The sequence below is a fragment of the Catenulispora sp. GP43 genome, from assembly GCF_041260665.1.
GTDB lineage: Bacteria > Actinomycetota > Actinomycetes > Streptomycetales > Catenulisporaceae > Catenulispora.
Genome location: NZ_JBGCCT010000002.1, coordinates 597,359 through 609,838, shown reverse-complemented (window position 1 = coordinate 609,838; position 12,480 = coordinate 597,359). Strand labels below are relative to the sequence as shown.

Sequence of the window (12,480 nt, the reverse complement as noted above, 5' to 3'; positions counted from 1 at the left end):
GCGGTTCGGTTGAGCGGCGCGTTTCGCGCTGGCGGGTGGCGGTGTGGGTGGGTGGGTGGGTGGTTCGGTTTAAGGCGCCCGCGACCAACGCCGCGACCGCGCCCGGCCAAGGCAGTGCTGCCTGCCCCGCCCAAAGCGCGCTCGCGGCGTGATCACCCCGTCCCGGGCCCCTACCGGGCCCCTACCGAGCCCCGCGCGCCGCCTACTGCCGCGCCGGCGCCGGCACGATCGCGTCGATCTCCGCCAGCTCCTCGGCGGTCGGCTCCCAGTCGCCGGCGGCGGCGTTGGCTTGGACCTGCTCCGGCGACATGGCGCCGGAGATCACCGAGGCGCAGCCGGGCTGGGCTGCCAGGGCCGCGATGCCGACCTCCAGGATGCTGCGGCCGTGCTTGTCGGCCCAGGCGATGAGTGCCTCGACCTTGTCCAGCCGCTCTTCGGTGACCCAGTTCGGGCGGTCGGCCAGACGGGCGCCGGCCGGGATGCCGCTCTCGCGGCGGACCTTGCCGGTGAGCAGGCCGTTGGCCAGGGGGAAGTAGGGCAGGACGCCCAGGCCGAAGTGCTCGGCGGCCGGGACGACTTCGGTCTCGGCGTCGCGGACCAGCAGGGACCAGTGGTTCTGGGCCGAGATGAAGGGGGTGGCGTTCAGCTGCTCGGCGACGTAGTGCGCCTCGGCGATCTGCCAGCCGGCGAAGTTGGAGTTGCCCAGGTAGCGGACCTTGCCCTCGCGGACCAGGTCGTCCAGGGCCGACAGGGTCTCGGTGAGCGGGGTGGACGGGTCCGGGGTGTGCAGCTGGTACAGGTCGATGTAGTCGGTGCGCAGGCGCCTGAGCGAGGCCTCGACGGCGTGCCGGATGTAGGACCGGCCGCCCTTGGCGCCGGAGGCCGCCGGGTAGCCCATGTCATAGCTCTGATGCCCGAACTTGGTGGCCAGGACGACCTGGTCGCGGCGGCCCTCCAGGACCTCGCCGAGGAAGGATTCGGACTTCGACTGCCCGTAGATGTCCGCGGTGTCCAGCAGGGTGATGCCGGCCTCGATCGCGGCGTCCACGACGCGCCGGGTTCCGGCCACGTCCAGGCGGCCGCCGAAGTTGTTGCAGCCCAGGCCCACGACGGAGACGAGCAGACCGGAATTGCCGAGGTGACGATAGCGCATGGATCGATCTTAGTCCGGCGTCCTCAGCCGTTCAGGAACTCCACCGGAACCATGACCAGCCGTGAGCGCACGAACTCGCCGAGCCCCTTGGCCTGCGGATCGGCCCGCGTGCAGGACGCCACACCCTCCCCGAGCATGCCGTACACGACGAAGTTCACCGCCCGCAGGTTCGGCAGCTCGAAGCGCTCCACGCGCAGGTCGCAGGAGTCCGGGACCAGCTTCTGGAAGGTGTCGACGTCCACCGTCTCGCGCAGCCAGGCGAAGGCCCGGTCGGTGCGGGTCCACAGCCCGACGTTGGCGTTGCCGCCCTTGTCACCCGAACGCGCGCCGCAGACCAGCCCGAGCGGGGCCAGCCGCTTCATCCCGTCGGAGAAGAAGGGCTCGATCGGGCGCGCGGCGTCCAGGTGCAGCGCGGTCCCCATCGGTCGGCGACACGGCCGGATCGGCACCCGCTCGCCGTCGGGCAGGACCGCGACATGGTCCACGTGGCGGTCCTGGATCAAGGTCGGCCAGTAGACGCCGTACTCGACTTCCCGGGTGGGCGGCGCGGTGGGGTGGAACCCGGAGTAGCCGGCCAGGGCCAGGCTGGTCACGGCGCCGGTGAAGGCCTGCCCGACCTTGTCCGGATCCGGGTCCTTGACCGTGATGTGCAGGTAGGCGGTGGCCTCCTCGTCGGTGCGGGCCTGCTCGGCCGGCTTGTCGCTGCGCTGCAGCCGCACGTCCACCGAGGCGAAGCGGGCGCGGCCGCCGAGCGTGTCGAAGATCTGCGCCTCGGCCAGGCCCGCCTTGGCCTCTATGTCCAGACCGGTGACGCCCAGCGTGATCGAGTTGCGGAAGCCGCCGCGGTAGTTGAAGGCGACCTTCAGCTTGTGCGGGCCGGTCATGCCCTTGGCGCCGCGCATCTCGACCCGGTCCGGGGCCTGCTGGGTCAGGCGCAGGGTGTCGAAGTGCGCGGTGACGTCAGGGTTCGTATAGGCCGGGCTCTCGATCTCGTAGAGCAGCTGGGCGGTGACGGTGCCGACCGAGACCACGCCGCCGGTGCCCGGGTGCTTGGTGATCACCGCGGAGCCGTCGTGGGCCACCTCGGCGATCGGGAAGCCGGGGACCCGGGTGTCGGGCAGTTCGTCCAGGAAGGAGTAGTTGCCGCCGGTGCACTGCGGGCCGCACTCGATGACGTGCCCGGCGGCGACCGCGCCGGCCAGGGCGTCCCAGTCCTCGCCGTCCCAGCCGTGCCACCAAGCGGCCGGGCCCACGACGAGCGAAGCGTCGGTGACCCGGCCGCAGACCACGATGTCCGCGCCGGCGGCTAACGCCGCGGCGATGCCCCAGGCGCCCAGGTAGGCGTTGGCCGACACCGGAACGCCTGCGTCGCGGAACGGCTCGCCGGTGTCCAGGTTCTCGAAGGGCACGTTCTTGGCGCGCAGCTCGGCCAGCAGCGGCAGCAGGTCGTCGCCCTCGATGTGGGCCACCTTCAGGCGCAGGCCCAGATGCGAGATCAGGGCTCGCAGATCCTCGGCCAGCCGCGCCGGATCCAGGCCGCCGGCGTTGGTGACGACCTTGATCCCCTTCTCCTGGCAGGCTGCGAGCACCTGGTTCATCTGCGCCAGGAACGAGCGCGCGTAGCCGGGCCCGCCGCGCTCGCGGGCTTTGTACAGCAGCAGCGGGGTGAGCTCGGCGAGGTAGTCGCCGGTCAGGACGTCGATCGGGCCGCCGTCCACCATCTCCCGGGCCGCGGACAGGCGATCGCCGTAGAACCCCGACGAATTCGCGATGCGGACCGGGCGCCTTGGCAGGACGTTGGTGTTCACTTCACGACTCCTCGTAGTGTGAACCGGGCTCTCCCCGTGACTTTACCCGCGGGGTGCCCCCTGGCGGGCCAGTAGCGCGCAGGATTTCCTATAACAAGGTCGAGCGAATCCTCCTCCAGGACGAGACCGTCATCCTCCGGTATGTCACCCGCCAGACCGATTTCCCCGAACCGTCCGCGATATATCGTCACGCCATGACAGTCGACGAGCTGACGCCGCAGGAGATCGCGGCGGCCTTGGCGGCCCGCAGGGAACTGGGGCCGGACTACGAACACGAGATCGCGGCCTCGCTGGCGGACCGGATACAGCGCCGCATCGACACCGAGGTACTGGCCCGGACCGGCGGCGCGGGCCTGGTGGAGCCGGCCCCGAGGCGCCGCGACGAGGGCGAGGTCGCCGACGCGGTGACCGCGCGCTGGACCGCCCTGGGCTCGCTGGCCGCCGGCACCGCGGTCACCATCTGCTGCAGCGGTCCGAACTCCACGCCGGTCGTGGTGCCGATGGCCTGGGCCGGGATCATGGTGATCAACGTGGCGGTGAACGTCGGGCGGCGCCGCCGGCGCGGCCGGGCCTGACGCGCCGCGGCGCGGTTTGTGGGTACGGCGCTGGCAGGATGGCGCCATGGAACGAGTGCTGGGAATCGGTGGACACTTCCTGCGCGCCGCCGATCCGGCGGCCCTGACGGCCTGGTACCGCGACTGCCTGGGCCTGGACATGGACGAACACGGCCAGTGGGCGCAGGAGCCCGGGCCGACGGTGTTCGCGGCCTTCGACGCCGAGACCGACTACTTCGGGTCGCGCGCGCAGCAGGTGATGCTGAACTTCCGGGTCCGCGACCTCGACGCGATGCTGCGGCAGCTGCGGGACAAGGGCTCCGACGTCGCCGACGACGTGCAGGAGATGGACGGCATCGGCCGCTTCGGGTGGGTGACCGATCCGGAGGGCAATCGGATCGAGCTCTGGGAGCCCGCCGGCTGAGAACCCGCCGGAGAACGCAATCAGGGCCCGGATCCCTTCAGAATCCGAACCCTGCTCATTGTGTACTGCTCTCAGTCCTCCGGCAGCGGCTGCGGCGCCGATACACCGGAGTAGTGCGCCGCGGGCCGGATGATCTTCGAGTCCTGCGCCTGCTCCAGGATGTTCGCGCACCAGCCGATCACCCGCGAGGTGGCGAACGTCGGGGTGAACATGTCCCGGGGCACCCCGGACAGCTCCATGACCACGCCGGCGTAGAACTCGACGTTGGTGTAGAGCTGGCGGCCCGGCTTCAGCTCGGCCAGCGCCTTGAGCACGTGCTCCTCCACCGCCACGGCGAAGTCCACCAGGTCCCCGCCCAGGCGCTGGGCCACGCCGCGCAGCATGATCGAGCGCGGGTCGTCCGTGCGGTAGACCGGATGGCCGAAGCCCATGATCCGCGCCCCGGCCTCGACCTGCTCGCGGACCCAGTCCTCGGCCTTGTCGGGGGTGCCGATCTCGTCGAGGGTGTCCAGGGCCCGGGACGGCGCGCCGCCGTGCAGCGGGCCGGACAGCGAGCCCAGGGCGCCGGTCACGGCCGCGGCCAGGTCGGCGCCGGTCGAGGCGATGACGCGGGCGGTGAACGTGGAGTTGTTGAAGCCGTGGTCCACGGTCGAGATCAGGTACTGCTCGATCGCGCGGGCCTGCTCCGGCGTGGGCTCGGAGCCGGTGAGCATGTAGAGGTAGTTCGCCGCGTACGACAGGTCGTCGCGGGGCTCCACCATCTCCAGGCCCTTGCCGAGCCGGTGGATCGCGGTCAGCACCGTCGGGGCCAGGGCGCTGATGTACAGCGCGTCGGCCCGGCGGGTCTGCTCGTCGATGTCGTAGATCGGCCGCATGCCGCGCTGGCCGGCCAGCAGCGGCAGCGCCGCGCGCAGACCGTTCATCGGCTCGCCGTGCACCGCCTCGGCGATGGCCGGCAGCAGCGCCTTCACCTTGTCCGGGACGTGCCGCAGCGGCGTGGTCTCGGCGATGAACGCCGCGCGCTGGGCGGCGTCCGGCAGGTAGCCGTCGATCATCAGGACCCAGACATCCTCCAGGGTCCGCTTCTCGGCCAGCTCCACCGCGTTGTACTGGCGGTAGTGGTAGAAGCCTTCCTCGCCGCGCACGTCGCCGACTTTCGTGTCGGTGACGATGACACCGGCCAGACCGCGCGGAACCTCGACGGTGGTGACGCTCCGCGTGGGGCGAGGCTGCTCGGATTCGAGCATCGTCGTGCCTCCTTGTGTGATTGTGTCGTAACCCCGATCTTGGAGTTCCCGGCGTTGTGCGTCAATCGGCGCCGTTGGTGATATGTGATGATCATGGGGTGTACGCTGACGTAGTGACGGATGTGATCTCCCTCACCGCGGTGGTGAAGACCTTCGGGCGCGGACCGGCGGCCACGCGGGCGCTGGACGGGCTGGACCTGGCGGTGGCCCCCGGCGAGGTCCACGGCCTGCTCGGCCCCAACGGCGCCGGCAAGTCCACCACCCTCAGGATCCTGCTGAGCCTGCTGCGCCCGGACGCCGGCCAGGTGCGCCTGTTCGGCCGCGACGCCTGGCGCGACGCGGTGGCCCTGCACCGTCGGCTGGCCTACGTCCCCGGCGACGTCGCCTTGTGGCCGGACCTGTCGGGCGGCCAGGTGCTGGCGATGCTCGCCAAGCTCCGCGGCCGCACGACCGACGCCAAGCGCGTGGCCGAACTGCTGGAGCGCTTCGACCTGGACCCGGGCAAGAAGGGCCGCGCCTACAGCAAGGGCAACCGCCAGAAGGTGATGCTGGTCGCGGCGTTCGCCTCCCAGACCGAACTGCTGGTCCTGGACGAGCCGACCAGCGGCCTGGACCCGCTGATGGAGGCCGAGTTCCGGGCCTGCCTGGCCGAGGAGAAGGCCCGCGGCCGCACCGTGCTGCTGTCCAGCCACATCCTGTCCGAGGTCGAGGAGGTCTGCGACCGGGTCAGCATCGTGCGCCGCGGCCGGGTGGCCGAGTCCGGGACGCTGCCCGAGCTGCGGCACCTGACCCGCACCCTGGTCGGCGCCGAGCTGGGCCGGCTGCCGGCCGGCCTCGACGGCTTCGCCGGGCTGCACGAGCTGCGGGTCACCGAGCTCGGGCCGGGCGAGGGCGGGGGAGTGCGGCTGGAGTGCGCCGTCGACACCGAGCACCTGTCGGCGCTGATGGTGCTGCTCGGGACCGAGGGCGTCCGGTCGATGACCAGCCGGCCGCCGACGCTGGAGGAGCTGTTCCTGCGGCACTACGCCGATCCGGAGCGCGGCGGCGCGCCGGAGAAGGACAGCGCGCCTAGCGCGGCGTGATCGCCAGGCCGGCGAGGAAGGACCGGACCTCGGCCAGGAACCGCTCGGGGGTGTCGCGGTGCGGAGTGTGGCCCGCGCCCTCCAGCGTCACCAGCAGCGCGCCGGGGATCAGCGCCGCCGCCTCGGCCAGCAGGTCCTGCGGGACGTGGCTGGTGGGTCCGCCGGCGACGACCAGCGTCGGCGCCGTGATCCGCGCCAGGTCCGGCCACCACGCCGGATCGGGCGAGCGGATCGCGTCGAAGACGGCGGGCAGCACGTCCCAGTCATAGGGCGGCTCTTCCTGTATATGCTTCGGGGCCGGAAGGTCCATGCCGTCTTTCGGCGGGACCGTGTCCTCCAGGATCAGGGCTTTGAGCCGTTCGGGGTGCCGGGAGGCCGCAAGCGCGCACACCGTGCCGCCCATGCTGTGGCCGAGCAGCACGAACTCGTCCAGCCCGAGCGCGTCGGCGAACCCGAAGACGTCGTCCCGCCACAATGCGAACCCGTATTCACCCGGACGGCCGCTGTCGCCATAGCCGCGCAGGGTCGGCGCGAGGACGCGGAAGCCTTCGAGGGCGGCCGCGGTGGCGTCCCAGACGTGGGCCGTGCCCGGGTGTCCGTGCACCGCGATCAGTGGCGTCCCGTCGGCCGGGCCGGTCTCCCGGTAGTGCAGACTCAGGCCGTTGACATCGGCGATCTGGTCGACGGTCATGGCGCCGACTCTAGCCCTGCGCCGGCCGTACCGGCAGCACGAGTTCGAACACCGTGCGCCCCGGCCGCGACCGCACCTCGACCCGCCCGCCGTGCGCCTCGGCGACCGCGCGGGTGATGGCCAGCCCCAGGCCCGTGCTGCCGGAGCTCCGGGCCCGGGCCGGATCGCCGCGGGTGAAGCGGTCGAACACCCGGTCCGCGAAGTCCGGGGCCAGTCCAGGGCCGGTGTCCTCGACCGCGAGCCGGACCCGGCCGGCGTGCACCGTGATGCCGACCGTGACGAGCGTCCCGGGCGGGGTGTGCACGCGGGCGTTGGCCACGAAGTTCGCCACCGCCTGGGCCAGCCGGTGCGGGTCGCCGAGCACGGTCACCGGGTCGGTGGGCAGGTCCAGGCGCCATTCGTGGCGGGTCGGCGCCAGGCCGTCGGCCGACGCCGCGTCGCTGTCGGTGTCGGCGGCGCGCGCGTCGTCCACCGCGTTCAGCACCAGCAGCGTCAGGTCGACCTCTTTGGACTCCAGCGGCCGGCCCGCGTCCAGGCGCGCCAGCAGGAGCAGGTCGTCGACGATGGTGCCCATGCGGCGGGACTCGGCCTCGATCCGGGTCAGCGCGTGCCGGGCGTCGTCCGGCAGCTCGCCGCCGCGCCGCAGCACCAGCTCGGCGTGGCCGCGGACGGAGGCCAGCGGGGTGCGCAGCTCGTGCCCGGCGTCGGCGGCGAAGTCGCGCAGCCGGAGCTCGACGGACCGGCGCCGGGCCAGGGCGTCCTCGACGTGGCCCAGCATGCGGTTCAGGGACGCGCCGACCCGGCCCACCTCGTCATGCCGGTCCGCGTCCGGGACCCGCACGTCCAGCGCCACCTCGCCGCTGGCCAGCGACAGGGTGCTGACCCGCTCGGCGGTGCTGGCCACCCGCTCCAGCGGCCGCAGCGCCAGCCGGACCCACGCCGCACCGCCCAGCGCGGCGGCCGCCACGGCCCCGGCGAACAGCGCGATCTCGGCCACGGCCAGCTCCCGCACCGGCCCGGAGACCTGGGACAGCGGCAGGCCGGTGATCAGGACGTCGCCGTCGGCCCCGCTGACCGCGCGCATCCGGTAGTCCTGGAGCGTCGAGAGCCGCACGGTGTGCGGCGAGCCGTCCAGCGGCAGCGCGAGCAGCGCCCGGGAATCGGCCGCGGACAGCCGGACCTGTCCGGTGTTGTCGCCGGTCGAGCTGGTCCCGTCGACGACGCCGACCTGGGTCACCACCCCGTTGTCGGCGCGGGCCCCGAACGTGCGCTGCGCCTGCCCGCGGGTGTCGGCGGCGGCCAGTTCGTGCTCCAGGCTCTGCGCGTAGCGCGGCCCGGCCGCCGTCAGCTGCTGGTCCAGCCGCGTCACGAGGAAGCCGCGCACCAGGGCTGTGGTGCCGAAGCCGATGCCGGCGAAGATCGCCGCCAGCAGCACCACCAGCCCGAGCGTCAGCTGTCCCCGCAGCGTGCGCGGCCGGAGCCGGCTCAAGGAGCGGCGGCCTTGATCACGTACCCGGCGCCGCGCACCGTGTGGATCATCGCCGGGCGGCCGGCGTCGATCTTCTTGCGCAGGTAGCTGATGTAGAGCTCCACGACGTGCGCCTGCCCTCCGTAGTCGTACGACCACACCTCGGCCAGGATCTGCGACTTGCTCAGCACCTGTCGCGGGTGCCGCATCAGGAACCACAGCAGCGAGAACTCCTTCGGACTCAGCTCGATCGGCTCGCCGTCGCGGGTCACCTCCCGCGCGGCCTCGTCCAAGACTAGGTCGCCGACCACCAGGCAGTCGGGGCCCGCGACCCGGCCGGTCCGTCCGCGCGCGCTGCGCCGCACCAGGCTGCGCAGCCGTACCACCACCTCGTCCAGGCTGAACGGCTTGGCCACGTAGTCGTCGCCGCCGGCCGCGATGCCGGCGATCCGGTCCTCCACGGCGTCGCGCGCCGTGAGGAACAACACGCGCACTTCCGGGCGGGAGGTGTGAATCCGCCGCATCACTTCCATGCCGTCCATGTCGGGCAGCATCATGTCCAGCACGACGGCGTCCGGCTGGTAGGTCGCCGCCGCCGAGACCGCCTCCCGGCCGTCGTGCGCGCCCACGGCGTCCCAGCCCTCGTGCCGCAGCGCGCCGCAGACGACCTCCACCAGGTCCGGCTCGTCGTCGACGACCAGGAAACGCCAGGGTTCCGTCGGGTTCGCGATATTCGCAGGCATGGCGGTCATCGTCCACATCCAGCGTGAAGATTGGCTAAGGATTCTTCCCCGGCGGACGCCGTTCTGAGGAAACTCAAAGCTAGGACTGTTTACCTCGGTCGCATGAGCACGACCGCACTGTCCCGCGACACCGCGCCGACCGGCGCGAGAACCTCGCCCGAGACCGTCCCGCGGCTGGCCCTGGCGCTGATGGCGGCCGGCGCCGCCGCGGTGCTGGCCGCCTGGTGGCACGCCACGCCCAGCGTCGTCGGCGCGGCCGGCTGGCTGGACGGCGCGGGCCGGATCACCGGCCTGCTGGCCGGCTACCTGGCGCCGGTCCTGCTGCTGCTCATGGCCCGGATCCCGATTCTGGAGCACCGGGTGGGCAGCGACCGGCTGGCGCGCTGGCACGCGCTGGCCGGCCGGTACATGGTCTTCCTGGTCAGTGCGCACGTCGTCACGATCATCTGGGGATACGCCCTCACGGACGGCAAGGGCGTGGTTTCCGAGGGTGTGGACATCATCTTTCATTACCCGGAGATGATCAAGGGGTCGCTCGGCACCCTGCTGCTGTTCGGCACCGGCATCGTCTCGGCGCGGGTGGCCCGGCGCAAGCTCCGCTACGAGACGTGGTACTACCTGCACCTGGCCACCTATCTGGCGATCGCCCTGGCGTTCAGCCACCAGATCGTCAACGGCGCGGACCTGTCGGTGCAGCCGGAGCAGACGCTGTGGAGCGCGTACTACGTGCTGGCGGCGCTGACCCTCGGCTGGTTCCGGCTGTGGATGCCGTACGTCCGCGACCGGCGGCACAAGCTGCGGGTGCACTCGGTCGTGCCGGAGGGGCCGGGCGTCTACTCGGTGATCCTGAAGGGCGAGCGGCTGGACGATCTGAACGCCCGGCCCGGGCAGTTCTTCCGTCTTCAGTTCCAGACCCGGAACCTGCGCTGGGTGGCGAACCCGTACTCGCTGTCCGCCGCGCCGCACCCGAACTACCTGCGCTTCACGATCAAGAGCCTGGGCGACCACAGCTCGGCGGCGGCTCGGCTCCGGCCGGGCACGAAGGTGCGGGCCGAGGGGCCCTACGGCGCCTTCACCGAGGACAAAGCCCGCTCGCCGCAGGTGCTGCTGATCGCCGCGGGCGTCGGCATCACGCCGATCCGGGCCCTGTTCGAGACCCTGCCCGGGCGGCTGACGCTGCTCTACCGGGCCGGCAGCGACCGGGAGATCATCTTCCGGCGCGAGCTGGAGGACATCGCCCACGACCGGGGCGCCCGGCTGGTGTACTTGGTCGGCAGCCGTCGCCGGCACGGCAAGACGCTCACCCCGCGCGGGCTGATGAATCTGGTGCCGGACCTGAAGGCGCACGATGTCTATCTGTGCGGGCCGGAGCCGATGCAGCAGGCGGTCATCGCCGCGCTGCGGGAGGCGGGGGTGCCCACCTCGCACATCCACCACGAGTCGTTCGAGTTCTAGAGAGGCTGTTAATGCGACGCGCGATCGTCACCGGCACCGCGACCGTTTCCGGGGTCGTCCTGCTGCTCGGTCTGAAGCCGCACAGCGACACGCCGCTTGCGGGCAAGGGGACGAACAACAACTTCACGATCACCCAGTCGGGGGCGCAGGGGAGTCAGCCCGGCGCGCCTAGTGCGCCGAGTTCTTCGCAGTCCGGCTCCGCGCCTTCGTCTGCACCGTCGTCTGCACCGTCTTCGTCGGCGCCGAGTTCGGCCCCGTCGTCGGCCCCGGCGCCGGCCAAATCGTCAGCCCCGGCTCCGGCCCCGGCCGCCACGACCAAGAACGTCACCGGCGACGCCGTCGACACCCGCTACGGGCCGGTGCAGCTCGAGGTCACCTTCAACGGCAAGAAGATCACCCAGATCCAGGTGCTCCAGTACCCCACCGAGACCGGCCGGGACCAGGAGATCAACAGCTACGCCATTCCGCAGCTGAACCAGCAGGCGATGAGCGCGCAGAGCGCGAACATCGACGGCGTGTCGGGCGCGACGTACACCAGCCAGGGCTACCAGCAGTCGCTGCAGAGCGCGATAGACAAGGCCGGCGCGTGACGGTCCGCCACGTCGAGCAGGTGATGGGCACGGTCTTCTCGATCGCGGCCGACGACGGCGCCGGCATCCCGGCGGCCGTGGCCCGCCTGCACGCGCTCGACGCGAAGTTCTCGACGTACCGCGACGACAGCCCGATCAGCCGCATGGCCCGCGGCGAGGCGGTGGAACGCGACCCGGAGATCGCCGAGGTCCTGCGCCGCTGCGCCGAGATCGAGGCCGACACCGACGGCGCCTTCACCGCCTACCCGGCCGGCCGCCTGGACCCCAGCGGCTGGGTGAAGGGCTGGGCCATCGAGGAGGTGGACCGCCTCCTGACCGCCGCGGGCTCCCGCAACCACCTGATCGTCGGCGGCGGCGACGTCCAGGCCCGCGGCGAGGCGGAACTGGGCCGCCCCTGGACCGTCGGCATCGCGGACCCCCTGCACCCCGACCGCTACACGGCCCTGGTCCGAGGCCGCGACTTCGCCGTCGCCACCTCCGGCACCGCCGAACGCGGAGCGCACATCATCGACCCCGCCACCGCCGAACCGGCCACCGGCTTCGCCTCGGTGACCCTGATCGGCACCCGGATCGCGCACACGGACGCGTACGCGACCGCGGTGTTCGCCATGGGACCGGAACGCGGACTGGAGTGGGTCGAGGAGCGCGCGGGAATCGAGGCCTACGCGGTGCTGCCGGACGGGGCGACCGTGGAGACGGCGGGATTCGCGCGGTATCTGGCGGGGTGAGGGTCAGGCCCCTGCGGTACGCAGATCGTCGGCGGTGAGCAGAGACAGCAGCCGGATGTCTTGTGCCGCCAGGGCTTCGGCGCCGCCCTGCCAGCGGTCGATGACACACAGGGCTTCGCGCACGTCGGCGCCGAGGGTACGCAACTCCTCGGTGGACAGCAGGATCTGGCCGCCGCTGGTGACCACGTCTTCGACGATCAGGACCCGGCGACCGCCGATCTCGGCACCCTCGGCGAGACGACGCGTGCCGTAGGCCTTGGCGGCCTTGCGGACGAAGGCGCACGGCAGGCCGGTGTGCCGGCCCAGGGCGGTGACCACAGGGATGCCGCCCATCTCCAGCCCGGCCAGAACCTCGGTGCCGGCCGGCACGAGCGGGGCCATGCGCTCGGCTATCGCGTCGAGCAGGACGGGATCGGCCTCGAAGCGGTACTTGTCGAAGTACTCGGTCGCGGTGCGGCCGGAGCGGAGGACGAAGTCGCCGGTCAGGTGGGCGGCGGCGTGGATGCGGGCTGCGAGGTCGGAGTGGGTCACAGGCAG

General features: G+C 72.0%; 13 protein-coding genes. 6 read left to right on the top strand and 7 right to left on the bottom strand.

The genetic code is table 11. The features are described from left to right. Positions 1 to 202: 202 nt before the first annotated feature. Positions 203 to 1,153 carry an aldo/keto reductase gene (locus ABH926_RS06485; protein WP_370364419.1) on the bottom strand — a complete coding sequence of 317 codons (951 nt, stop codon included), beginning with the start codon at positions 1,151 to 1,153 and terminating at the stop codon, positions 203 to 205. A gap of 23 nt (positions 1,154 to 1,176) precedes the next feature. After that, positions 1,177 to 2,961, bottom strand: coding sequence for an acyclic terpene utilization AtuA family protein (locus ABH926_RS06480; RefSeq protein WP_370364418.1), 1,785 nt, complete (start codon positions 2,959 to 2,961; stop codon positions 1,177 to 1,179). A gap of 194 nt (positions 2,962 to 3,155) precedes the next feature. On the opposite strand from ABH926_RS06480, the gene ABH926_RS06475 reads away from it, so the two are divergent. Both ABH926_RS06475 and ABH926_RS06470 read left to right on the top strand, forming a co-directional pair. Further along, on the top strand, positions 3,156 to 3,536 hold the full coding sequence (locus ABH926_RS06475) for a hypothetical protein (RefSeq protein ID WP_370364417.1): 381 nt from the start codon (positions 3,156 to 3,158) through the stop codon (positions 3,534 to 3,536). A 46-nt stretch (positions 3,537 to 3,582) separates the two neighbouring features. Next, the gene (locus tag ABH926_RS06470) at positions 3,583 to 3,939 is read left to right on the top strand and encodes a VOC family protein (RefSeq protein ID WP_370364416.1); all 357 of its coding nucleotides are present in this window, start codon (positions 3,583 to 3,585) and stop codon (positions 3,937 to 3,939) included. A gap of 71 nt (positions 3,940 to 4,010) precedes the next feature. Here ABH926_RS06470 and ABH926_RS06465 read toward each other — a convergent pair whose 3' ends face one another. Then, complete coding sequence (locus tag ABH926_RS06465) at positions 4,011 to 5,186, bottom strand: citrate synthase (protein WP_370364415.1); 1,176 nt, start codon at positions 5,184 to 5,186, stop codon at positions 4,011 to 4,013. A gap of 113 nt (positions 5,187 to 5,299) precedes the next feature. Here ABH926_RS06465 and ABH926_RS06460 point away from each other — a divergent pair, with 113 nt between their 5' ends. Continuing rightward, entirely contained in the window at positions 5,300 to 6,268 is a 969-nt protein-coding gene (locus ABH926_RS06460) for an ABC transporter ATP-binding protein (protein ID WP_370364414.1), read from the top strand. Here the strand turns inward: ABH926_RS06460 and ABH926_RS06455 are convergent. Genes ABH926_RS06455 through ABH926_RS06445 form a run of 3 tightly spaced genes read right to left on the bottom strand, consistent with a single transcriptional unit; the run spans position 6,255 to position 9,179 of the window. Further along, positions 6,255 to 6,959, bottom strand: a complete 705-nt coding sequence (locus ABH926_RS06455; RefSeq protein ID WP_370364413.1) for an alpha/beta fold hydrolase — start codon at positions 6,957 to 6,959, stop codon at positions 6,255 to 6,257. The two genes, ABH926_RS06460 and ABH926_RS06455, sit on opposite strands and share 14 nt — an antisense overlap. A 10-nt stretch (positions 6,960 to 6,969) precedes the next feature. Continuing rightward, positions 6,970 to 8,448 (bottom strand): sensor histidine kinase, encoded by a 1,479-nt coding sequence (locus ABH926_RS06450; protein WP_370364412.1) that lies wholly within the window; start codon positions 8,446 to 8,448, stop codon positions 6,970 to 6,972. Then, positions 8,445 to 9,179 carry a response regulator transcription factor gene (locus tag ABH926_RS06445; protein WP_370364411.1) on the bottom strand — a complete coding sequence of 245 codons (735 nt, stop codon included), beginning with the start codon at positions 9,177 to 9,179 and terminating at the stop codon, positions 8,445 to 8,447. Before ABH926_RS06445 ends, ABH926_RS06450 begins: the two co-directional genes overlap by 4 nt. Before the next feature lie 93 nt (positions 9,180 to 9,272). Here ABH926_RS06445 and ABH926_RS06440 point away from each other — a divergent pair, with 93 nt between their 5' ends. Genes ABH926_RS06440 through ABH926_RS06430 form a run of 3 tightly spaced genes read left to right on the top strand, consistent with a single transcriptional unit; the run spans position 9,273 to position 11,943 of the window. Continuing rightward, entirely contained in the window at positions 9,273 to 10,625 is a 1,353-nt protein-coding gene (locus tag ABH926_RS06440; protein ID WP_370364410.1) for a ferric reductase-like transmembrane domain-containing protein, read from the top strand. A gap of 11 nt (positions 10,626 to 10,636) precedes the next feature. After that, positions 10,637 to 11,215, top strand: a complete 579-nt coding sequence (locus tag ABH926_RS06435) for an FMN-binding protein (RefSeq protein ID WP_370364409.1) — start codon at positions 10,637 to 10,639, stop codon at positions 11,213 to 11,215. Continuing rightward, the gene (locus ABH926_RS06430; RefSeq protein WP_370364408.1) at positions 11,212 to 11,943 is read left to right on the top strand and encodes an FAD:protein FMN transferase; all 732 of its coding nucleotides are present in this window, start codon (positions 11,212 to 11,214) and stop codon (positions 11,941 to 11,943) included. Before ABH926_RS06435 ends, ABH926_RS06430 begins: the two co-directional genes overlap by 4 nt. 3 nt (positions 11,944 to 11,946) lie before the next feature. Here ABH926_RS06430 and pyrE read toward each other — a convergent pair whose 3' ends face one another. Then, positions 11,947 to 12,474 (bottom strand): orotate phosphoribosyltransferase, encoded by a 528-nt coding sequence (pyrE, locus tag ABH926_RS06425; protein ID WP_370364407.1) that lies wholly within the window; start codon positions 12,472 to 12,474, stop codon positions 11,947 to 11,949. Positions 12,475 to 12,480 lie beyond the last annotated feature (6 nt).

Bases quoted from the DNA above. Each gene is read 5' to 3' on its own strand.
- ABH926_RS06485 (WP_370364419.1), bottom strand. From the start codon at position 1,153: ATGCGCTATCGTCACCTCGGCAATTCCGGTCTGCTCGTCTCCGTCGTG.
- ABH926_RS06475 (WP_370364417.1), top strand. From the start codon at position 3,156: ATGACAGTCGACGAGCTGACGCCGCAGGAGATCGCGGCGGCCTTGGCG.
- ABH926_RS06470 (WP_370364416.1), top strand. From the start codon at position 3,583: ATGGAACGAGTGCTGGGAATCGGTGGACACTTCCTGCGCGCCGCCGAT.
- ABH926_RS06465 (WP_370364415.1), bottom strand. From the start codon at position 5,186: ATGCTCGAATCCGAGCAGCCTCGCCCCACGCGGAGCGTCACCACCGTC.
- ABH926_RS06455 (WP_370364413.1), bottom strand. From the start codon at position 6,959: ATGACCGTCGACCAGATCGCCGATGTCAACGGCCTGAGTCTGCACTAC.
- ABH926_RS06445 (WP_370364411.1), bottom strand. From the start codon at position 9,179: ATGACCGCCATGCCTGCGAATATCGCGAACCCGACGGAACCCTGGCGT.
- ABH926_RS06440 (WP_370364410.1), top strand. From the start codon at position 9,273: ATGAGCACGACCGCACTGTCCCGCGACACCGCGCCGACCGGCGCGAGA.
- ABH926_RS06435 (WP_370364409.1), top strand. From the start codon at position 10,637: ATGCGACGCGCGATCGTCACCGGCACCGCGACCGTTTCCGGGGTCGTC.